At 59.3% G+C, this 19849-nt stretch carries 21 protein-coding genes; all 21 read left to right on the forward strand.

All coding sequences use genetic code 11. The features are described 5' to 3' along the window. Positions 1 to 351: 351 nt before the first annotated feature. The 21 genes from lspA (at position 352) to ACTQXM_RS07505 (ending at position 19847) form a co-directional block, all read left to right on the forward strand. A complete protein-coding gene (gene lspA / locus ACTQXM_RS07405) occupies positions 352 to 951 on the forward strand; it encodes a signal peptidase II (protein WP_441537459.1) in 600 nt (199 codons plus the stop codon). Next, positions 951 to 1964: an RluA family pseudouridine synthase gene (locus tag ACTQXM_RS07410; protein ID WP_441537460.1), complete on the forward strand. Its 1014-nt coding sequence runs from the start codon at positions 951 to 953 to the stop codon at positions 1962 to 1964. Before lspA ends, ACTQXM_RS07410 begins: the two co-directional genes overlap by 1 nt. Before the next feature lie 82 nt (positions 1965 to 2046). Then, a complete protein-coding gene (locus tag ACTQXM_RS07415; RefSeq protein WP_154515488.1) occupies positions 2047 to 3342 on the forward strand; it encodes a glycosyltransferase family 2 protein in 1296 nt (431 codons plus the stop codon). A 77-nt stretch (positions 3343 to 3419) separates the two neighbouring features. Next, positions 3420 to 3842 (forward strand): prepilin peptidase, encoded by a 423-nt coding sequence (locus tag ACTQXM_RS07420; RefSeq protein WP_441537461.1) that lies wholly within the window; start codon positions 3420 to 3422, stop codon positions 3840 to 3842. A 31-nt stretch (positions 3843 to 3873) separates the two neighbouring features. Then, entirely contained in the window at positions 3874 to 5121 is a 1248-nt protein-coding gene (locus ACTQXM_RS07425) for a deoxyguanosinetriphosphate triphosphohydrolase family protein (RefSeq protein WP_441537462.1), read from the forward strand. Positions 5122 to 5181: 60 nt separating this feature from the next. Next, entirely contained in the window at positions 5182 to 6531 is a 1350-nt protein-coding gene (locus ACTQXM_RS07430; protein WP_118237456.1) for a replication-associated recombination protein A, read from the forward strand. A gap of 100 nt (positions 6532 to 6631) precedes the next feature. Next, positions 6632 to 7222, forward strand: coding sequence for a hypothetical protein (locus tag ACTQXM_RS07435; RefSeq protein ID WP_441083346.1), 591 nt, complete (start codon positions 6632 to 6634; stop codon positions 7220 to 7222). After that, a complete protein-coding gene (locus tag ACTQXM_RS07440; protein ID WP_154515503.1) occupies positions 7215 to 7592 on the forward strand; it encodes an ATP-binding protein in 378 nt (125 codons plus the stop codon). Before ACTQXM_RS07435 ends, ACTQXM_RS07440 begins: the two co-directional genes overlap by 8 nt. A gap of 1 nt (position 7593) precedes the next feature. Continuing rightward, positions 7594 to 8385 carry an RNA polymerase sigma factor SigF gene (locus ACTQXM_RS07445; protein WP_427717298.1) on the forward strand — a complete coding sequence of 264 codons (792 nt, stop codon included), beginning with the start codon at positions 7594 to 7596 and terminating at the stop codon, positions 8383 to 8385. Then, positions 8382 to 9791 carry an AI-2E family transporter gene (locus ACTQXM_RS07450; protein WP_441537463.1) on the forward strand — a complete coding sequence of 470 codons (1410 nt, stop codon included), beginning with the start codon at positions 8382 to 8384 and terminating at the stop codon, positions 9789 to 9791. Before ACTQXM_RS07445 ends, ACTQXM_RS07450 begins: the two co-directional genes overlap by 4 nt. 148 nt (positions 9792 to 9939) lie before the next feature. Then, complete coding sequence (alaS, locus tag ACTQXM_RS07455) at positions 9940 to 12597, forward strand: alanine--tRNA ligase (RefSeq protein WP_441537464.1); 2658 nt, start codon at positions 9940 to 9942, stop codon at positions 12595 to 12597. A 17-nt stretch (positions 12598 to 12614) separates the two neighbouring features. Next, positions 12615 to 13043: a Holliday junction resolvase RuvX gene (gene ruvX / locus ACTQXM_RS07460; RefSeq protein WP_035138185.1), complete on the forward strand. Its 429-nt coding sequence runs from the start codon at positions 12615 to 12617 to the stop codon at positions 13041 to 13043. Then, positions 13036 to 14469, forward strand: a complete 1434-nt coding sequence (gene mltG / locus ACTQXM_RS07465) for an endolytic transglycosylase MltG (protein ID WP_441537465.1) — start codon at positions 13036 to 13038, stop codon at positions 14467 to 14469. Before ruvX ends, mltG begins: the two co-directional genes overlap by 8 nt. A gap of 2 nt (positions 14470 to 14471) precedes the next feature. Next, entirely contained in the window at positions 14472 to 14969 is a 498-nt protein-coding gene (locus ACTQXM_RS07470) for a YqeG family HAD IIIA-type phosphatase (protein WP_117646451.1), read from the forward strand. An 8-nt stretch (positions 14970 to 14977) separates the two neighbouring features. Further along, positions 14978 to 15511 carry a shikimate kinase gene (locus ACTQXM_RS07475; protein WP_441537466.1) on the forward strand — a complete coding sequence of 178 codons (534 nt, stop codon included), beginning with the start codon at positions 14978 to 14980 and terminating at the stop codon, positions 15509 to 15511. Further along, positions 15508 to 16617 (forward strand): hypothetical protein, encoded by a 1110-nt coding sequence (locus ACTQXM_RS07480; protein ID WP_441537467.1) that lies wholly within the window; start codon positions 15508 to 15510, stop codon positions 16615 to 16617. Before ACTQXM_RS07475 ends, ACTQXM_RS07480 begins: the two co-directional genes overlap by 4 nt. A 132-nt stretch (positions 16618 to 16749) precedes the next feature. Then, complete coding sequence (locus ACTQXM_RS07485; protein WP_427717316.1) at positions 16750 to 17880, forward strand: M24 family metallopeptidase; 1131 nt, start codon at positions 16750 to 16752, stop codon at positions 17878 to 17880. 159 nt (positions 17881 to 18039) lie between these two features. Next, complete coding sequence (gene efp / locus ACTQXM_RS07490) at positions 18040 to 18603, forward strand: elongation factor P (protein ID WP_154515524.1); 564 nt, start codon at positions 18040 to 18042, stop codon at positions 18601 to 18603. Between the two features lie 24 nt (positions 18604 to 18627). Beyond that, the gene (locus ACTQXM_RS07495) at positions 18628 to 18990 is read left to right on the forward strand and encodes an Asp23/Gls24 family envelope stress response protein (RefSeq protein ID WP_154515527.1); all 363 of its coding nucleotides are present in this window, start codon (positions 18628 to 18630) and stop codon (positions 18988 to 18990) included. A gap of 3 nt (positions 18991 to 18993) precedes the next feature. Then, on the forward strand, positions 18994 to 19578 hold the full coding sequence (nusB, locus tag ACTQXM_RS07500) for a transcription antitermination factor NusB (protein ID WP_427717322.1): 585 nt from the start codon (positions 18994 to 18996) through the stop codon (positions 19576 to 19578). Positions 19579 to 19580: 2 nt separating this feature from the next. Continuing rightward, complete coding sequence (locus tag ACTQXM_RS07505; protein ID WP_154515533.1) at positions 19581 to 19847, forward strand: exodeoxyribonuclease VII small subunit; 267 nt, start codon at positions 19581 to 19583, stop codon at positions 19845 to 19847. Positions 19848 to 19849 lie beyond the last annotated feature (2 nt).

Here is a 19849-nt window from a genome sequence, read left to right on the forward strand (position 1 = left end):
GCGGCGCGGCTGCGCCTATGGCACTTCAACATCATTGTCGCAGCCCCGACCCGCGGTCACGAGCGGGGGCTCCTATCTTTTTAGTGCCCTCGGATTGGGTCATAGTGTCTGTCGGTAGTCTTTTTGGGACGGGGCTTTTTTAGCTACCCTACCTCAAATAAGGACTTAATCTTCGAAAGCGCTGGACTGGGTAGCTAAAAAAGCCCCGTCCCAAAAAGACTACCCGGTGAAGGGACAAGGGGACGGCCCCTTTGTCGCATTGGTGGATATGTCGTGCGTTCTGCGTATGGCAATATAAGATGGTTATTCGCGTTAAATGGAATTCGATTGTTTTGAGGGTAGGGGATTGATTTGGGTCGTACTGGGGATATGACGCCGCCTTTGCGTTGGCGGTTGGGTGTTGCTGGTGGGGTGGCGCTCTTTGTGTTGCTTGTTGACCAGCTGACCAAGCTTGCGGTTCGTGCCGTGGGCGATGCCCTGCATATGACTGTTATCCCCGGCGTGATCGATTTTGTGTTTGTCCGCAATATCGGAGCTGCCTTTAGCATGGGTGAGGGCCATGGCATAGCGTTTGCCGTGCTGGCGCTTGCGGCCATTACCGCCATTGCCGTGTACTTGCTCCGTGCTCCTCAGCTCGCTCGCCTAGAGGTCGTGGGTATGGCCATGGTTGCGGGCGGCGCCATCGGCAACGCGATCGATCGCCTGGCCATGGGCTTTGTGACTGATTTTATTGCCACTACCTTCATTGATTTCCCCGTCTTTAACGTGGCCGATATCGGCATTACCGCCGGTGTCGTTCTGGCGCTCATCGGATACATGTTCTTGAGTCCCGCCGCTCGCGAGGTCGATGCGACCGCCGAGCTCAATGCCCGTGACGAGGCCCGCGCCAAACGTAAAGCTAAGCAGCGTGGGGAGCGTGCCCGCAAGATTCGCGAAAGGAATGAGCGCTAATGGCCGACATCCATATTCTCGTTGCCGACGATTGCGCCGGTCAACGTCTCGACGCCTATCTGGGCGCCAACGATGGCTGCCCCACGCGCTCTGCCTGCGCGCATCTGATCGAGGGGGGCGCCGTTGCCGTCAACGGCGAGACCTGCCTATCAAAAAAGTATGCCGTACACTCCGGTGACCGCATCTCGGTCGACCTGCCCGAGCCGCATGACCCGACCGACGTGATCCCCGAGGCCATCCCGCTCGACATTCGCTATGAGGACGACTATCTCATGGTGCTCTCCAAGCAGCGCGGCCTGGTGTGCCATCCTGCGCATGGTCATGAGAGCGGTACGCTTGCGAATGCCCTGGTCTATCACTGCGGCATCGACCATCTTGGCACCGTGCAGGGCGAGGACCGCCCCGGCATCGTGCATCGTCTGGATCGCGATACCTCGGGCCTTATGCTCGCGGCTAAAGATGACGACACCCAGCGTGCGCTCCAAAATCTCATCCGCACGCGTACCCTCGACCGTCGCTACATTACGCTCGTTCATGGGCACATTGCCATGGACGAGGGCACTATCAATACTGGTATCGCTCGCTCCACGCGCGACCGCGTGAAGATGGCGGTTTCCGATGACCCCTTTGCGCGCCAGGCCATCACGACCTTTAAGGTCCTTGAGCGCTTTGATTCCACGCGTTTCGACGACGGCTACACGCTTGTCGAGTGTCACCTGTTTACCGGCCGCACGCATCAGATTCGCGTTCACATGCGCCATATCAACCACGCCTGCGTGGGCGATCCACTCTATGGCAAGTGCGATGCTCGTGCCGATCAGGGTTTGACTAGGCAGTTCCTGCATTCCTGGCGTGTGGCGTTCGATCATCCCGTGACGGGGGAGCACATCGAGTGCCGTGACGAGCTGCCATGGGATCTTGCGGCGGTTCTGGATGATCTGGCCCCGCGTTCGCTCGGCCGCACTGCCGCTGGCAACGAAATCGTCCCTCAGCTCGGTCTGCTCGAGGTCTAGCCAGTATTAGGTGGTTTCTTGAACTCCGTAAGCCTGCGGTAAGATATACGGTTGTTTACGTCACGCGTTCATGGGAGCCTGCATGCTCGCCTTTTTACAAACCAACACACCCATCGTGATCTTCAACCAGATTGTCGTCACGCTGCTTACGGTCTGTTTTCTGTACCAGGTGGTCTTCTTTGTCATCGGCGCTCTCCGTGGTGAGGTCGCGCCTCCCAAGGCCAAGAAGCTCCATCGTTATGCCTTCTTTATCGCGGCGCATAACGAGGAGGCCGTGATCGCCAACCTCGTGCGCTCCATTAAAGACCAAGATTATCCGTCCGAGCTTATCGAGGTCTTCGTGGTCGCCGATGCCTGCACCGACAACACGGCGCAGCTCGCGCGCGAGGCGGGCGCCGTCGTCTATGAGCGCAATGACTTGGCCCGTAAAGGCAAGAGCTGGGTCATGGACTATGGCTTCGACCGCATCCTTAACGAGTATCCCGATACGTTTGAAGGCTACTTTATCTTCGATGCCGATAACGTTATCGCCCGCGATTACGTGTCCAAGATGAACGATGCTTTTGACCAGGGCTTCCATGTTGTTACGAGCTATCGCAATTCCAAGAACTTTGGCAGCTCGTGGATCTCGGCAGCTAATGCCACGTGGTATCTGCGCGAGGCACGCTTTCTCAACAACGCGCGCAACATCTGTAAGACGTCTTGCGCCGTTTCGGGTTCGGGCTACCTCATCTCCGCCAGCGTTATCGAGGGTATGCACGGCTGGCAGTTCCACACGCTGACCGAGGATATTCAGTTCACCACGTTCTGTGCCATTCACGGCATTCGCATTGGCTATGCGCCGGCGGAGTTCTTTGACGAACAGCCCGTGACGTTTAAGGCATCCTGGAAACAGCGTATGCGTTGGACCAAGGGCTTCTACCAGGTGTTCTTTACGTACGGTAAGCACCTGGTCAAATCGACCTTCCGCTATCATCGCTTTGCCGCCTACGACATGTTTATGACGATCGCACCGGGCATGCTGCTCTCTCTGATCTCGATGCTCGCTAATGCGACGTTCCTCATCGTGGGCGGCCTTTCGCACGGTTTCTTGGCTACCGAAGTCGAGATGCAGGCGTGTGCCGCTTCGCTCATTATGACCTTCGCTATGATGTACCAGACTTTCTTTATCCTGGCGCTGCTCACGACTATCTTTGAATACAAGCATATTCACTGCGCGCAAAAGTGGCGTCTGGTAACCAACCTGTTTACCTTCCCGATCTTTATGTTCAGCTATATCCCCATTACGGTGGCAGCGCTGTTCTTGAAGGTCGACTGGGTGCCGACGCAGCACGCCGTAAGCGTTACCCTCGACGAGGTCATGCAGGGCGCCAAATAACCACCATCAAAACCACCACAAAGGGGATAGAACCTTTGCGGTGGTTTTACGTTTGAGCGCTCAGTTGAGGGGTTTCGATGTTCTATATCCCGTTTTGGATTTGCATCTTTGCCGGCGCGGCGATTGACGCCCGCGAGCGGCGGTTTCCCAATGAGCTTGCCGGCGCGTGTGCGGTGGCGGCGTTTGCAGGCGTCTGGCTCGACAAGGGCGTTAACATGGCGCTTGACCACGCCGGTCTTGCGGTCATCGTCTACCTTGCCCTTGTGCTTACTGAGTCACTCTGGCGTCGCCTTCGCCATGCCCCCGGCATTGGCATGGGGGATGCCAAGGCGCTCTTTGCCCTTTGCACCTTCGATTCCCTGAGCGGCGTCGTCGCGTTTGCAGTTGCGCTTCTGACCCTTGCCGCCGCCTGTCTCATCGTAAAATCGCGCTCGCTGCCTTTGCTGCCGTTTTTGGTGCCAATATTTGCCATAATCGAGTTCGTGGGTAGTACGCTGTAACCGTTTGCGCGCCCTTTTTAAGGAGCATGCCATGGCAATCAATCAACAGACAGCCGCCATCAAGGCGCGCCTGGATCGCATTCCCGCGGCGTTGTCGCCCAAGCTGGTCGAGCGCATTGCCGCCGACCGCGCCTCGGGTGTCGTTAATCCCTATCGATGCGGTGACGACCAGGCCATCCGCCGTGTCGATCGGGCCGCAGACGAGGGCACGCTTATGCGTCCGGCCTTTATGCGCGATATCGAAAAGATTCTGCATCTGCCAGCATACACACGTTATGCAGGCAAAACGCAGGTCTTCAGTTTTCGCAGCAACGATGATCTGTCGCGCCGCGGACTGCACGTGCAGCTTGTCTCGCGCATCGCTCGCGATATCGGGCGTGCTCTGGGGCTCAACTGCGATCTGATCGAGGCGATTGGCTTAGGCCACGACTTGGGCCACACGCCCTTTGGCCATGCCGGTGAGCGTTTCCTCAACGATATCTATCACGAGCGAACGGGTCGCTATTTTTTCCATAACGTACAATCCGTTCGCGTGCTCGACGCGCTGTACGGCCGCAACGTGTCGCTCCAGACGCTCGATGGCGTACTGTGTCACAACGGCGAGTACGAACAGCGTGTTTTTGAGCTTTCGGACATGGGTTCCTTTAACCAGTTCGACCGAACCGTCGAGGAATGCATTGCCACGGGTTATAGCGCAATTGAGCACCTGCGCCCCATGACGCTCGAGGGCTGCGTGGTTCGCATCTCGGATATCCTTGCCTACGTTGGGCGCGATCGCCAAGACGCCATTGCGGCGGGCCTGCTGTCACCCGACGCCTTTGACGATGACCTGGGCGGTGCATACAACAGCTGGATCCTTACGCATGCCTCTATTGATATCGTCGAGCACAGCTATGGCAAGCCGCGCATCGAGATGAGCGAGGACCTGTTTGAGGAGATCCGCCGGGCCAAGCGCGAGAACTACGAGAAGATCTATAGCAAGGGCGGCATAGAAGGCGATTCCGAAGCGGAGCTGCGCGAGGCCTTCGAAAAGCTCTATGACCGTTGCCTGCGGGACATAAACGAAGGCGACGAGTCCTCGTATATCTTTAAGCACCACATTTCTCGCATTGAGCAGCAGCTTTCCTACTACGATCGCACCTATGCATGGCAGGACGATAAGGAGCAGACGGTCGTGGATTACATTGCGAGCATGACGGACGGTTATTTCTGCGAGCTCACGAGCAAGCTGTTCCCGGGATTGATGTTTCCGCACCGTACCTATATTAACGAACGGTAGTTCGTATATATTCGGTATACTGTTCATGGAAAACGTTTTTGATTGATGCACGGGATGGCTATGGACGACCTTTTTTCTGCTTCGACGCGTGAGCGTTCCTTTCAGAATGCGCCGCTTGCGGTGCGCATGCGGCCCAATTCGCTCGACGAGTACGTGGGCCAGCAAAAGGCCGTCGGTAAGGGCTCGTGGTTGCGTGCCGCGATTGAGCATGACGTGCTGTCGAGTGTGATTCTGTATGGGCCGGCCGGTACGGGCAAGACGACGCTGGCCCACATTATCGCCAACCATACCAAGAGCGAGTTTGTCGAGGTCAGCGCCGTGACGGGCACTGTGAAGGACCTGCGCCGCGTGATTGACGAGGCCAAGACGCGCCTGAATACGTACGACCGTCGCACGATTCTTTTCATCGACGAGATTCACCGCTTCTCCAAGTCGCAGCAGGATGCCCTGCTGCATGCGGTTGAGAACCGTACCGTCATTATGATTGGCGCCACGACGGAGAATCCGTACTTCGAGGTCAACTCGGCGTTGCTCTCGCGCGGTCGCGTGGTGGAACTTGAACATTTAAAGGACGAGGATATCGCCACGCTTATCGAGCGTGCGCTCGAGGCGCCGCAGGGTTTGAACGGCAAGTTCTCCGCCGATGAGGATACGGTTAAGACCATCTGCACGCTGGCTGCGGGTGACGCTCGCTCGGCACTCACGACGCTCGAGCTTGCGAGCGAGATTGCCGTCACGCGTCCCGATACCGAGGGAACGCCAGCGCCGGCGGCGGGGGAGCGTTATCCCATTACCGTGGATGACGTAAAGATTGCCAATCCGCGCCGTGGTTTTTCGTATGACAAAAACGGCGACATGCACTACGACATCATCAGCGCGTTTATTAAGTCTATGCGCGGCAGCGACCCCGATGCCACAATCTATTGGCTCGCGCGCATGATCGATGCGGGGGAGGACCCTAAGTTTATCGCTCGCCGTATTATGATTCAGGCCTCTGAGGATGTTGGCAACGCCGACCCGCAGGCGCTATTGGTGGCGCATGCCGCGTTTAAGTCTGCCGAGGTCATCGGTTATCCCGAGTGCCGCATTAATCTGGCTCAGGCTGCACTCTATGTGTGCTTGGCGCCAAAATCCAACGCGTGTGAGGCCTCGATTGATGCGGCGTTGGCCGATATTCATTCAAGTGGGCTGCGCGAGGTGCCGAGCTATCTACGCGATCGTCATCGCCCGGGCAGCGACGAATACGGTGTGTATAAGTATCCGCATGATTATCCCGAAGGCTGGGTCGATCAACGCTATTTGCCCGAGGGGCTGGAGCGCGGCGCGTTTTGGCAGCCTGCCGGCCGCGGCTGGGAAGAGTGGCGTGTAGAGCAAAGCGAGCGCGACCGTAGCGGGAATGCACCGAAGTAGCTGCTGGTAATTTTGTCTCACGTTGCTGCTCTTGGCATGTTCGGTCCCCTTTGGGGTACCATGAACAGCGTCTGTATTTCGATTCCTTCGGGAGGCTTGTATGAGTCCCATCCAAATCGCCCTGCTGCTGCTCGCCGTTGCCGGCGTGTGGGCTGTCATCGAGCTCGCGCTCACGCTGCGAAAGACCCGCACTGTCGTTGATTCGCTCGACAAGACGGTGAGCGACCTTAACAACACCATCGCCGAGGCTCAGCCCGTGGTAGCAAAGCTCGATGGCGCCGTCGATGAGCTCACCCCCGCGCTGGCGCAGGTTGAGCCGCTCCTCAAGTCGAGCAAGACCGCCGTCGACGCCCTTACCTCCAATCTCGTAGAGGTCGAAGCCGTGGTTCGCGACATTTCCGAGGTTACGGGCAGTATGGCCGAGGCCAGCAATGCCGTGTCGAGTGTGACCGACTCTGCGGCCGGTGCCGTTCAGAAACTCTTTAACAAGGTGAAGGCTCCCGCGGTCGAGGCCGAGCGCAATCTTTCCGCTGCCGCCGAAGCCGAGCAGCCGACCGAGCGTGTCCTGATTGGCGAAGCCGGGGACGATGCCGCTGCTGGTGACGATGATGCACAGAAGCCTGCTGCTAAAGCAGCCCGGTATTACACCTACACGCCCGCCGAGACCTCCGAGGAGTCCTGCGATGAGTAGTGAAGCAACTTGCTCTATCACGCTGACTGTTGCCGGGGATCCGCGTCTGGCACGCTTGGTGCGCATGACGGCGGCTAATGTCGGCGCGCTCTGTTCCATGTCCGTCGATCGCATCGAGGACATTCGTATGGCTGCCGAGGAGGCCTTCATCTTTGGCTGCACGGCCGTTGATTCTGACGTTATCTCGATCAAATTCGATGTCGATGAGTCTCACGTGGGCATGACCTTCACCTTTGGCGACCAGGCGACTGTCGATGAGGATGACCAGGCCGCCGTATATGCCGAGCTCATTCTGGCAAGCGTGTGCGATTCCTACGAAAAGACTGCGGCGCCTCTGACGCTTTCCCTCGATCTCAAGGCGGATATCTAATATGACCGAACGTTCCCGGAGCGGTAAGACCGCTTGGGACAAGGAGAAAACCCGCGAGCTGTTTCGTCGCTACAAAGAGACCGGTGATCCGGACGCCCGCGAGCAGCTCGTCATGTCCCATATGAACCTGGTAAGGTTTCTTGCCAACAAATTTAAGAATCGCGGCGAGCCGCTCGACGACCTCATGCAGGTCGGCTATCTGGGTTTGCTCAAGGCTATCGACCGCTTTGACCCCGAGCGCGGACTTGAGTTCACCACGTTTGCCACGCCCACTATCTTGGGTGAGATCAAGCGTCACTTCCGCGACAAGGGTTGGAGTGTGCGCGTTCCGCGTCGCCTACAGGAGCTCTCTGCCAAGGTTAACCAGGCCACCGACAAGCTCACTAACGAGCTGCAGCGCTCGCCTAAGGTTGAGGAAATCGCTGAGTACCTAGACGTGACCGTTGACGAGGTGCTGGAGGCCATGGAATCGTCCTCGGCCTATACCTCGGTGCCCATCGAGGCCCCCGGTGCGTCCGATTCTGACGACGCGCCTTCAATTCTCGACCGCTACGCCGACGACGACAACGAGCTCGACTTCACCGATGACCGCCTGGTGATTGAGGAGGCCATCCGCGATTTCTCGCCGCGCGAGCGCGAGGTTATCGAGCTGCGTTTCGTAAAGGGCATGACCCAGATCGAGATCGCCAAGAAGCTGGGCATCTCGCAGGTGCAGGTCTCGCGCCTGCTGCGCCGTACCCTTAAGAAGGTTCAGGACAAGATCGACCCCGACGGAGTGATGGTTCGTTCATGAGTGAACACCCCCAACAAACCGATCGCGCGCTGCGCGATACCCGTATTCTGACGCTTCGCATTTGGGCCGTCGTCGGCTGCATTGTCATCGCCGCCGTCATCTTTAACCTTATGGGTATCTTGGCGCCGGTTATCGAGTTTCTAGCTGTCGGTTCCATCATCGCTTTTGTGATGTCGCCGATTACTAACTGGCTCGAGCATCACGGCGTCAACCGTGGCATTGGTTCGCTTATCGCGCTGATCGTGGTCGTTGCTGTGCTCGTCGGTGTCGTTTGCATCTTGTCGCCGATTCTCTTTGGCCAGATCATGGAAGTCCTGAGCCGCCTGCCTGAGCAGCTTCGTGTTGCGGGCGGTGATCTCAACGAGATGGTCTCGCATGCCAAGACGCTCAACAACACGCCGCTCAAAGAGTATCTGGACGATAATCTTTCTTCGCTGGTTACCGTGGCGTCCAAGTATGTGTCTCAGATTGCCGCTGAGCTTGGTCGCGGTGTATTCCCGTTCATTACCAATACGGCCTCGCAGCTGTTCGTCATCTTCCTCGGTCTGGTGCTTGCCTATTGGTTGGCCTGCGACTATCCCCGTATGCACCACGAGGTCTGCACCATCATCGGGCAGGAAAAGGAGACCTCGTACCGCTTTATGGTTGCGATTCTTTCGCGCTCGGTCGGCGGTTATATGCGTGGCATGGTCGTGACGTCCATCTGCGGTGGCATCCTCGCCTTTATCGGCTTTACGCTCATTGGCCATCCCTACGCGGCACTCATGGCCATCTTTACGGGCATTATGCACTTGGTTCCGGTTGTCGGTCCCTGGGTGAGTGCGGCGATCGCCACGGTGCTCGGCTTTATGTTCAGCCCGATGCTGGCTTTGTGGACCTTGGTCGTGACCATGGTGGCACAAAATGTCACCGACAACGTCATTTCGCCTAAAGTCATGCAGAGCTCGGTCCAGGTGCATCCCATCATGAGCCTGACGGCACTCGTTATCGGTTCGGCGCTTATGGGCGCCATCGGCATGGTTATCGCCATTCCGCTGTGCGCGGCCCTCAAGGGCATTTTCGTTTACTACTTTGAGAACGAGACCGGCCGCCAGCTCGTGGCATACGACGGCGCCGTGTTTAAGGGCACGCCCTATCGCGATACCGAGGGCAACCCGGTTGCCGCCTATGACGCGCTTGGAGACGATACGTTCATCTATGAGTCCGAGCTCATCGGTAACGAGACTGCGCCCGAGGCTCAGGCCATGCCCAAACCCGAGCTCGATAACCCCTGGATCAAGCTCTCGGGCCTTCAGCCCGATGCTACGGGCTTTTTCAAGAATCCCTTCGCCAAGGACGACGATTCCAACTCGGACGACGATACCAATACCGGCATCGACGGTTCCATGGACGATGATGAACAGTAAGCCATTTCAAGTTCAAGTTCATAGGCAATAACGTGCAAATTCGCTGGAGGGTCGCTGTTTGGCGACCCTCTTTTTTGCACAGGCGCGGTGGGATGGTAATATCGTTACGTTTGAACTGTTTCGATGTGAAACCGAGGAGATTCCCTCTATGAGTGCTGACTACCCGTCAATGACTACGGCTGAGATCCGCTCTAAGTTCCTCAACTTCTTTGAGGAGCGCGGTCTTAAGCTCTATCCTTCTTCGTCCCTCGTCCCCGACGATCCTTCGCTGCTGCTTGCCAACGCCGGCATGAACCAGTTTAAGGAGTATTACCAGGGCAAGAAGACCATGAAGGAGATCGGCGCTATCTCCTGCCAGAAGTGCGTCCGCACCAACGACATCGACTGCATCGGCGAGGATGGCCGTCACCTGTCCTTCTTTGAGATGCTCGGCGACTTCTCCTTTGGCGGCGTCTCCAAGCAGCAGGCCTGCGCTTGGGCCTTTGAGCTCATCACCAAGGAGTTCAAGCTGCCGCTCGACCGCCTGTACTTCACCGTCTTTACCGAGGACGACGAGACCCATGACGTGTGGCGCTCTCTGGGCGTTGCCGAGGATCACATCTCGCGTCTGGGCGAGGACGACAACTTCTGGGCCGCCGGCCCCACCGGCCCCTGCGGTCCGTGCTCCGAGATCTACTTTGACATGGGCGAGGAGGTCGGCTGCGGCAGCCCCGACTGCAAGCCCGGCTGCGACTGCGACCGCTTCCTGGAGTTCTGGAACCTCGTCTTTACCCAGTACGACCGCCAGGAGGACGGCTCCATGCCGGAGCTGCCGCACCGCAACCTCGATACGGGCATGGGCCTGGAGCGCATGGCCGCTATCATGCAGCACAAGACCGCCAACTACGACGGCGATCTGATGCAGCACCTCATCAAGCTGGGCGAGGAGATCAGCGGCAAGACCTATGACGCCGACGATTACTCCGGTGCCAGCCGCTCGCTGCGTATCATCGCCGATCACTCCCGTGCCGTCGACTTCATGATCTCGGACGGCATCCTCCCCGGTAACGAGGGCCGCGAGTACGTCCTTCGCCGCCTGCTCCGCCGCGCCGTGTTCCACGGTCGCCTGCTGGGTATCGAGGGCGCCTTCCTGACCAAGTTCATCGACGAGGTCAACGCTCAGATGGGCGAGGCCTATCCCGAGCTGCTCAAGAACGTCGCGCTCGTTAAGGGTATCGTCGCCTCCGAGGAGGAGCGCTTCTCCACGACGCTCGACAACGGCCGCGTTTACCTGGACGAGGCCCTGGCCGCGCTCGCCGACGGCGCTGTCCTTCCGGGCGATGTTGCCTTTAAGCTGCACGACACCTTTGGTTTCCCCATCGACCTGACCGTCGAGATCGCCGGCACCGCTGGCCACGACGTCGACATGGACGGCTTTACCGCCTGCATGGAGGACCAGAAGGCCCGCGCCCGCGCCAACGCCAAGGGCGACGCTTGGGGCAGCTTCAACGACGTGTGGGTCGAGCTTTCCGACAAAGTTGCCGCGACCGAGTTCGACGGCTATGACAACGACGTCATCGAGGGTGCCAAGGTTGTCGCCATCGTGCGCAACGGCGAGTCCGTCGAGTCCGCTGCCGCCGGCGAGGACGTCGAGGTCGTGCTCGACCGCACCCCGTTCTATGCCGAGATGGGCGGCCAGCAGGGCGACGCCGGTGAGCTTTCTGCCGAGGGCGTTGCGCTGACAGTTTCCGATACCAAGAACCACAACGGCCTGTATGCTCACGTCGCCCACGTTGCCGAGGGCACGCTGACCGTCGGCGCTACCATGACCGCCGTGCTCGATGCCGAGCGCCGCGGCTTCCTGCGTCGCAACCACACCGCCACCCACCTGCTCGACGCCGCGCTTAAGCAGGTCCTGGGCGAGCATGTCTCCCAGGCCGGCTCGCTGGTGACGCCCGAGCACCTGCGCTTTGACTTCACGCACTTTGAGGCCCTGTCCTCCGAGCAGCTCAAGGCTGTCGAGGACCTGGTCAACCAGCAGATCTTCGCTTCCAAGCCGGTCGTTACCCGCGTTATGGGCATCGACGAGGCCAAGGCCGCCGGTGCTGTCGCCCTCTTTGGCGAGAAGTACGGCGACGTCGTCCGCGTTGTCTCCGTGGGCGCCGAGGACCAGCCGTTCTCTCGCGAGCTCTGCGGTGGCACGCATGCCGCCAACACTGCCGAGATCGGCCTGTTCAAGATCATCTCCGAGTCCTCCACGGGCTCCAACGTCCGCCGTATCGAGGCCGTGACCTCCAAGGGCGCCCTCGACTACATGGCCGACCGCCTGGCACTCGTTGACGCCGCTGCCGCTGCGCTCAAGTGCCGCGTTGACGAGGTTCCCGCCCGCGTTGAGAACCTGCAGGCCGAGCTGCGCGAGACGTCCAATAAGCTCAAGAAGGCCCTGACCGGTGGCTCCTCCGACGCTATCTCCAATGCTATCGAGGGCGCCCTCGAGCTCGATGGCTACAAGCTCGTTGTCGCCGAGCTCCAGGGCCTTGAGGCTGCTGACCTGCGCAACGTCTGGGATACCGTGCACCAGAAGGTTTCCGGCCCTGTCGCCTGCGTCGTCGCCAGCGTGACCGAGAAGGGCACCCCGGCGCTGCTCGCCGCCGGCTCCGATGACGCCGTCAAGGCCGGTTTCCACGCCGGCAACGTGATCAAGCAGATCGCGGGCCTGGTCGATGGTCGCGGTGGCGGCCGTCCCAACATGGCCCAGGCCGGTGGCAAGAACGCCGCCGGTATCGCCGATGCCCTCGCGGCCGCTAAGACCGCGCTGGGCGCCTAAGAACCGAAGTATTCGCTGTGGTCGCGCTCGCACTGGACATAGGGGAGACCAGGATTGGCATTGCCGTCTCGAGCCGTGATGGCAAGATGGCGATGCCTGTCAAGGTACTCCCGGCCGCCGAGGTCACCGGTATGGCCAAGACGTTCCGTTACCTGGTTGAGGACTATGAGCCCGACATCCTGGTAAGCGGACGTCCCTTGACCATGGCCGGTGAGCCTGGCCCCCAGGCCGAGCGCGTTGCCGCCGTGGCGCAAAAGATCGCCGACGAGCTCGATCTTCCGCTCGAGTTTGAGGATGAGCGTCTGTCCTCGCAAGAGGCAAAGCGTATCCTGCGCGAGCAGGGCCTCAACGAAAAGCAGATGAGGGGCAAGATCGACATGATTGCCGCCAGCCTGTTCTTGCAGACATGGCTCGATCGTAAAAACGAGGAGGTTTCGCATGCCTAGCGCTTCCGATCCGCGCCAGCCGAATCGTACACGTCAGACCGCGTCGCGCCCTGCCCAGCCTGGCCAGCGTCCGGCACAGCCGACGCAGCGCGCAGCTCAGCCTGGCGCGCGCCCGGTGCAGTCCTTCGCTCGTTCGGCCCAACCGGCTCAACGGACGGGTCAGCAGCCTTCTGCTCGTTCGGTTCAGTATCCTGCTTCTCGCGCGGCTCAGCAGCCCACCGCTCGTACGGCCCAGCCTGCAGGCGGTACCCGCTTTAAGCAGCAGGCACCTGCCCAGCGAACGCAGGCTACCCAATCGCTTTCGCATCATGCTCGCGGTTTGCATGGCGTTGCTCCGGCGACCCGCTCGAGCTACAACACGCGTGCTCGTCGCGGTGCTCAAAAGAAGAGTTCTCCGGTTCCCATGATCATCGGCGTTGTGGTGGCGGTGCTCGCGCTTGCTGCGATCGCTTTCTTTGTCGTGCCGGCCGTCAAGGGCTTCTTTGCCGGTGAGGATACGAAGGTTACGGCTGGTCAGCAGGTTACGGTGACCATTCCCGACGGTGCTTCGGGCGACACCATCGCCTCGATCCTCTCCGAGAACCATATCGTCGAAAATCCCAAGGATTACTATGCGGCGGTGAAAAAGCTCAATGCCGATATGTCGCTCAAGCCTGGTACCTATTCGTTCACCACATTCATGGATGCGACCAAGGTTGTTCAGCAGCTCATGGAAGGCCCCAATGCGGGCTCCAATGCGCTTACTATTCCCGAGGGTCTAACGGTCGATCAAGTCGCCGACCGTGTGGCCCAGGCCTACGACAGCATCTCTAAGGAAGACTTCCTCAACCAGGCCAAGGCTTCCAACTACGTGGACGACTATAGCTTCCTTAAGGGCGCCGCCAACGATTCGCTCGAGGGTTTTCTGTTCCCCAAGACCTATTCGCTGGGCATGGACCCGAGCGCCGATGACGTTATCCGCGCCATGCTCGATCAGTTCAACACCGAGTACAAGTCTCTCGATTTTGCCGGGTGCGAGGCCAAGATCAAAGAGCGTTACGGCGTGGAGATGTCCGATTACGACATCATCAATCTCGCTTCCATCGTTGAGCGCGAGGGTCTCAACGCCGAGCAGCGCGCACATGTCGCCTCGGTCTTCTACAACCGCCTTGCCGGCAAGCTCGACGGCCTGCGTTATCTCAACAGCGATGCGACCATGATGTATGTCACCGGTGGCGAGGTTTCCTCTGACGACCTGCAGAGCGATAGCCTGTATAACACCTATAAGCACGAGGGTCTGCCACCCACGCCCATCTGCTCCCCGTCGCTCGAGGCACTCAAGGCCACGCTTGAGCCGACTGACTCCGATGACCTGTATTTCTACATTACGCAGGACGAGGAGTACTTCTCGCAAACCTACGAAGAGCACCAACAGTCTTGGAATTAAACATGAGGATTTTCAGCCCCAAACGATATGTTGCATCCGTCGACCGCATCGACCTTGATACCCTGTGGGCCGACGGCAAACGCGCCATTCTGCTCGATCGCGATAACACCCTGGTGCCGCGCGACACCGAGCAGGTTCCCGCCGCGGTTTCCGCTTGGCTCGACGCCGCCCGCGCCAAAGGCTTTAAGCTGTGCATGGTGTCTAACAACTGGCATCGCGACCAGGTCATGAGCTCTGCACGCGAGCTGGGACTCGAGGCCATTAGCCACGCCATGAAGCCGGCTCCGTTTGCCCTCAAGGCGGGTCTTAAGCGCCTCGGCGCCACGGCCGACGAGGCGGTGCTGATCGGTGATCAGCTCTACACGGACGTGTGGAGCGGCAATTTCGCCGGCGTCGATACCATCCTGGTAAAGCCGCAGGCCACTCAGGACCTGTGGTATACGCAGATCTTCCGTATCTTTGAGCGCCGGGCCCTGCGCGACCTTCCCTGCGAGGAATAGGTCTCGCTATGTCCCAGCACACCAAACACGGCTGCGACCATATCTTCTTTATCGGCTTTTTGGGCGCGGGCAAATCGACGCTTGCGCGCAACGTGGGCACTATGTTCAAACGTCGCTTTATCGATACCGACCGCCTTGTCGTGCGTCGTTGCGGTAAATCGGTGACCGAGATTTTTGAGACCGAGGGGGAGGGGCGTTTTCGCGAGCTCGAGACATCGGCGCTCCGTTCGCTCCAAAGCGAGCGCAGCCTGCTGGTTTCCTGCGGCGGAGGTATCGTCGAGACTCCGGTGAATATTGAGCTTATGCATCAGATGGGTATCTGTGTGTATCTCGAAGGCGACTTTGAGGATTCGATTCGCCAGATTCGTCGGTCCGACACGCGTCCCGATTTCCGTTCGCCCGAGCATGCCGCGCGCCTGTTTGAGCATCGCCGTCCGCTATATCGCCAGGCCGCCGATATTACCCTTGATATTCGCAACAAGTCCTTCGAGGACGTTTCCTACCTTTGTGCCGAGATGCTTTTGGAGCGTGGGCTGCTATGATTCGCCGTCAACTGATCAATTTTCAAAACCGCAGTGTCGATGTCCGCGTCGGATTGGGCGCGTTCGAGGAGCTGTCGCGCATGTTTGCCTCGGCTGTGGGAAAGCCTAAGCGCGCGTTGGTGGTTTGGAACGACGCCACGTCAGAGCGTTTTGGCGAGGTCGTCGAGCATGCGCTGGTTGATGCCGGTTTTGTCGTGTCGCAGCTCCCACTTGAGGTTTCGCCTGCTGGTGCCACGCTGGCCGATGCCGATGCCATCTTTGGCGCCCTATCTGCCAACGGCATTACCTGCGACGATCTGGTTGTCGCCGTTGGTGATGCCGCAACCTGCTCGGTTGTTAGCTGGTGTGCTAATCAGTGGTGCGGTCGCACCGAGTGCGCCTTGCTGCCGACAACGTTCGACGCCATGCTCACGGTCGCGACGACCATGAAGCCGCTCGTCGCCTCGTCGTTGAATGCGCTTCCCGCTATCGCGTTCCGTCCCGAATCGGGCTTGGTCGTGTGTGACCTCGACCTTGTTCGCGAGGCGGACCCCGAGGATCTCAAGCTCGGCTATGTGGTGCTTGTTGGCACCATGCTTTCGAGCAGCAAGTCCCGCTGGAATCAGTTTACCGAGACTGTTCCCGAGATTCTTTCCGGCGAGGAGGTCGCGCTCGTCAATGCTGTGCAATGGTCCCAGACCGCGCGCAAAGACGTGCTCATGGCCACGAACCCCAGTGCTCGCCATGCACTCGATTTTGGTAAGACAGGGGAGCGCACCCTTCGCGCCTGCCTGGGCGAGGCCGCGGCTAACGTTCCCGCATACCAGCTCCTTTCCGAGGGTATGCGCTTTGAGGCGCGCCTAGCACATGATGCCTGCGACTTCGATATCGACAATGTGTTTGAGGTCGACGATTGCCTGGAGGACTTTGGCATCGAAGAGCTTGCCTTCGACTTGGAGCCCACCGCGTTTATCGAGGAGTTCCGCAAGCAGCAGTTTGCCCGCTCAAACCGCAGCATGCTGCCGCTGCCCGCGGCGCTCGGCGCCATCCGCCTGACAAATGTCGAGGACGAGATTCTCGAACGCCATGCGCAGGCGTATCTGGCTTCTCGCAAGGAACTTTTTTAACTTTATTGACATCCATCGTCTTTCGTATCATTTTGAGGGACGGGTTTTCAATCGGTTGCGAATCGCTTGTGGTTCGGCTATTCGTTTGAAGCCCGTCCTGCTCTTTTTGAGGACAATAAGAAAGGAATCTGAATGTCTGAGTTTGCTGCCGGTCCTGCCGGTCGTATCGAGCGTGTCCGTGCCCTGATGGTCGAGCGCGGCTACGATGCTATCGTCGTGCGCGATGAGGCCAACCTCCGTTGGCTCACGGGTGTGAAGGGCGTCTTCGATTACACCTTCGAGTTTCCGCACGCCGCATTTATTACGGCCGATCAGTGCCTGTTCCATACCGACTCGCGCTATCTCAACAGCTTTGAGGAGAACACGCCCGCCGGCAGCCCCTGGGTCTACGACATGGACGAGGGCACCATCCCCGGTTGGGTTGCCGACAAGATCGCGGCCAACAAGTGTCGTGTCTGCGCCGTCGAGGATGACATGCAGATTAACTTTTACCAGGGTATTCAGCGTGGTCTTGAGGATCGCTCCGTCGCCTGCATGCTGCCGCTGATGCATGACGACATTCGTAAGATGCGCGCCATCAAGGATGCCGAGGAGATCGAGCTCATGCGACACGCGCAGTCGATCACCGATGCCGCCTTCCAGCATATGCTCGGCTTTATTAAGCCCGGTATGACCGAGAAGCAGGTTCGCAACGAGCTCGAGAACTTTATGTTCGCCAACGGTGCCGACAGCTTGGCCTTTGGCTCCATCGTCGCGAGCGGTCCCAACACCGCCAACCCGCATGCCGTCCCGAGCGACCGTGTCATCGAGAAGGGCGATTTCGTCCTCATGGATTATGGCGCGGGCTACTGCGACTATCGCTCCGATATGACGCGTACCGTCGTGATGGGCGAGCCCACGCAGGAACAGCTCGACCTGTACGAGCTCGTGCGCCGCACCCACGAGGAGTGCGTCGCCGCTATCCATCCGGGCGTCGAGGGTAACGATATCTTCAAGCTTTCCAAGAAGATCATCGGCGATGCCGGTTATGGCGATTACTACAACCATGGCCTGGGCCATGGTGTCGGTATCGACATCCACGAGCTGCCCAACTTCAACCGCAGCAAGAACATCATCGAGGTCGGCTCGGTTGTCACCATGGAGCCCGGCGTCTACCTGCCCGGCGTGGGCGGCGTGCGCTTGGAGGATTACGGTGTTGTCACCGAGAACGGCTATGAGCCCTTCACCAAGACCCCGCACGACTTGCACGTCATCGACTGCTAAGCCATTCAGTTCGATTTTGGAAGCGGGGCGTCCGAAATGATTCGGGCGCCCCGCGTTCTCTTTTTATGCGCTCGCCGCAGGCGCCGCCTGCAAGTGTATAATTTCGCTCGTATGTAATTTGGACGCTTGTGCGTTCTACCCATAACAAGAAAGGTCGCTATGCCTACCATTTCTACCGCCGACTTCAAGAACGGCCTCGGTCTCCGCATTAAGGACAAGGTCTACACCATCGTCGAGTTCCAGCACGTCAAGCCGGGCAAGGGCGGTGCTTTTGTGCGCTACAAGACCCGCGATATCAAGAGCGGTCGTGTCGTCGAGAACACCTGCAACGCCGGTACCAAGTTCGAGAGCGTCATGCTCACCACCCGTGAGTTCCAGTACCTCTACAACGACGGCGCCGACTACATCTTCATGGACAACGAGTCCTACGAGCAGGTTCCCGTTCCCGAGGACATGGTGGGCGAGAACTCCAAGTGGCTGCGCGAGAACGACACCTGTCAGCTGCTCTTCGCCGACGACGAGCTCATGGGCGTGACCCCGCCGATGTTCATCGAGACCACCATCGTCCAGACCGACCCGGGCTTTAAGGGCGACACCGTTCAGGGTTCCACCAAGCCGGCCACCATCGACACCGGTGCTGTCATCCAGGTCCCTATGTACCTCAACGAGGGCGAGGTCATCAAGGTTGACACCCGCGACGGCAAGTTCGTCTCCCGCGTCTAGCAACCAACTCTTCTAGGAGGACTCATGCCCCAGGAAATCAAGATTGACGGCATCGGTATTTCGCCCGATGTTCTGACCGCCATCGTCTCGCGCGCCGTCACGGATGTCGAGGGCATCGCCTCCGTGGGCGTCAAGGACCTTGCCACCAACCTTGTCTCCATGATGCTTTCGTCCAAGGCCCCGGCTTCCGAGCCGCCGGTAGAGGCCGAGGTCATCGGCGACAAGCTCGCACTCACCGTGCGCGTCGTGGTGTTCTTTGGCTATCCGTTCAAGAAACTCGCCGAGGCCGTTCGCTCCGCCGTGGTCGCAGCTATCGATGCCCAGGTAGGCGTCGAGGTCGAGCGCGTTGACGTTTGCATCGACGGCCTCGTTTTCCCCAAGGAGTAACCTTTGAGCCTTAAGGTTTATCGCGGGCGTACGCTTGCCCGCAGTCAGGCGCTGCAGCTGCTGTTCCAGGCCGAGGCGACGGACAGCCCGCTCGAGCGCGTCCTCGAGGGCGATTTCCTGATCTCGAAGGGTCCCCTCGACCCCTACGCTCTGGAGCTGTGCCGCGGTGCCTACGAGTATATCGACCGCATCGACTGCGCCCTGCGCTCCATCGCCAAGAACTGGGATCTTATGCGCATGCCCGGCGCCGATCGCAATCTGCTGCGTATCGCCGTCTATGAGATGCGCTTCCTCACCGACGAGGAGGTCTCGGACGCCATCGTGATCAACGAGGCTGTAGAGCTTGCCAAGGCCTATGGCACCGACCAGTCCGCGTCGTTTGTCAATGGCGTGCTGGGCAAGATCGCGCGTAGCGAGGAGCTGCCGGGCGAGGACCTGTATCAGGAGCTGCTGGCCGAGGACCGCGCCCGCGAGGAGGCCCAGGCCGCCGAGGCTGCCGCCAAGGTTGCCGCCGCTCAGGCTGCGGCCGGCGTTCTCGACGAGGGTGCCGAGGTCGCCGAGGTCGAGACCGGTACCGTCGAGGAGTAGCCATGCCAGAGGGTTCCGTCCGCAACTTCGATGAGATCTCGGACCGCTTGGACCAGATCATCGCTACCGTTCGCTCCAAGGATACGTCCTTGGAGCGTTCGCTCGATTTGTTTGACGAGGCGATCGAACTTGGCTCCCGTGCGGTCGATATGGTCGACAAGTTTGAGTTGACGCCTCGTGAGGCCGATAAGCTCGAGCAGGAATACGATGAGGATGCGGCAAACGAATCCCAGGATAGCCAGGCCGCGTCTCCGGATACGAATGGTTGATG

Source organism: Collinsella sp. LCP19S3_D3 (genome assembly GCF_052121455.1).
GTDB lineage: Bacteria > Actinomycetota > Coriobacteriia > Coriobacteriales > Coriobacteriaceae > Collinsella.

Bases quoted from the DNA above. Each gene is read 5' to 3' on its own strand.
- ACTQXM_RS07440 (WP_154515503.1), top strand. From the start codon at position 7,215: ATGAGTAGTGAAGCAACTTGCTCTATCACGCTGACTGTTGCCGGGGAT.
- efp (WP_154515524.1), top strand. From the start codon at position 18,040: ATGCCTACCATTTCTACCGCCGACTTCAAGAACGGCCTCGGTCTCCGC.
- ACTQXM_RS07470 (WP_117646451.1), top strand. From the start codon at position 14,472: ATGAGGATTTTCAGCCCCAAACGATATGTTGCATCCGTCGACCGCATC.
- ACTQXM_RS07450 (WP_441537463.1), top strand. From the start codon at position 8,382: ATGAGTGAACACCCCCAACAAACCGATCGCGCGCTGCGCGATACCCGT.
- ACTQXM_RS07485 (WP_427717316.1), top strand. From the start codon at position 16,750: ATGTCTGAGTTTGCTGCCGGTCCTGCCGGTCGTATCGAGCGTGTCCGT.
- ACTQXM_RS07435 (WP_441083346.1), top strand. From the start codon at position 6,632: ATGAGTCCCATCCAAATCGCCCTGCTGCTGCTCGCCGTTGCCGGCGTG.
- ACTQXM_RS07410 (WP_441537460.1), top strand. From the start codon at position 951: ATGGCCGACATCCATATTCTCGTTGCCGACGATTGCGCCGGTCAACGT.
- ACTQXM_RS07430 (WP_118237456.1), top strand. From the start codon at position 5,182: ATGGACGACCTTTTTTCTGCTTCGACGCGTGAGCGTTCCTTTCAGAAT.
- ACTQXM_RS07505 (WP_154515533.1), top strand. From the start codon at position 19,581: ATGCCAGAGGGTTCCGTCCGCAACTTCGATGAGATCTCGGACCGCTTG.
- ACTQXM_RS07445 (WP_427717298.1), top strand. From the start codon at position 7,594: ATGACCGAACGTTCCCGGAGCGGTAAGACCGCTTGGGACAAGGAGAAA.
- ACTQXM_RS07495 (WP_154515527.1), top strand. From the start codon at position 18,628: ATGCCCCAGGAAATCAAGATTGACGGCATCGGTATTTCGCCCGATGTT.
- ACTQXM_RS07415 (WP_154515488.1), top strand. From the start codon at position 2,047: ATGCTCGCCTTTTTACAAACCAACACACCCATCGTGATCTTCAACCAG.
- ACTQXM_RS07420 (WP_441537461.1), top strand. From the start codon at position 3,420: ATGTTCTATATCCCGTTTTGGATTTGCATCTTTGCCGGCGCGGCGATT.
- mltG (WP_441537465.1), top strand. From the start codon at position 13,036: ATGCCTAGCGCTTCCGATCCGCGCCAGCCGAATCGTACACGTCAGACC.
- alaS (WP_441537464.1), top strand. From the start codon at position 9,940: ATGAGTGCTGACTACCCGTCAATGACTACGGCTGAGATCCGCTCTAAG.
- ACTQXM_RS07475 (WP_441537466.1), top strand. From the start codon at position 14,978: ATGTCCCAGCACACCAAACACGGCTGCGACCATATCTTCTTTATCGGC.
- ACTQXM_RS07480 (WP_441537467.1), top strand. From the start codon at position 15,508: ATGATTCGCCGTCAACTGATCAATTTTCAAAACCGCAGTGTCGATGTC.
- ACTQXM_RS07425 (WP_441537462.1), top strand. From the start codon at position 3,874: ATGGCAATCAATCAACAGACAGCCGCCATCAAGGCGCGCCTGGATCGC.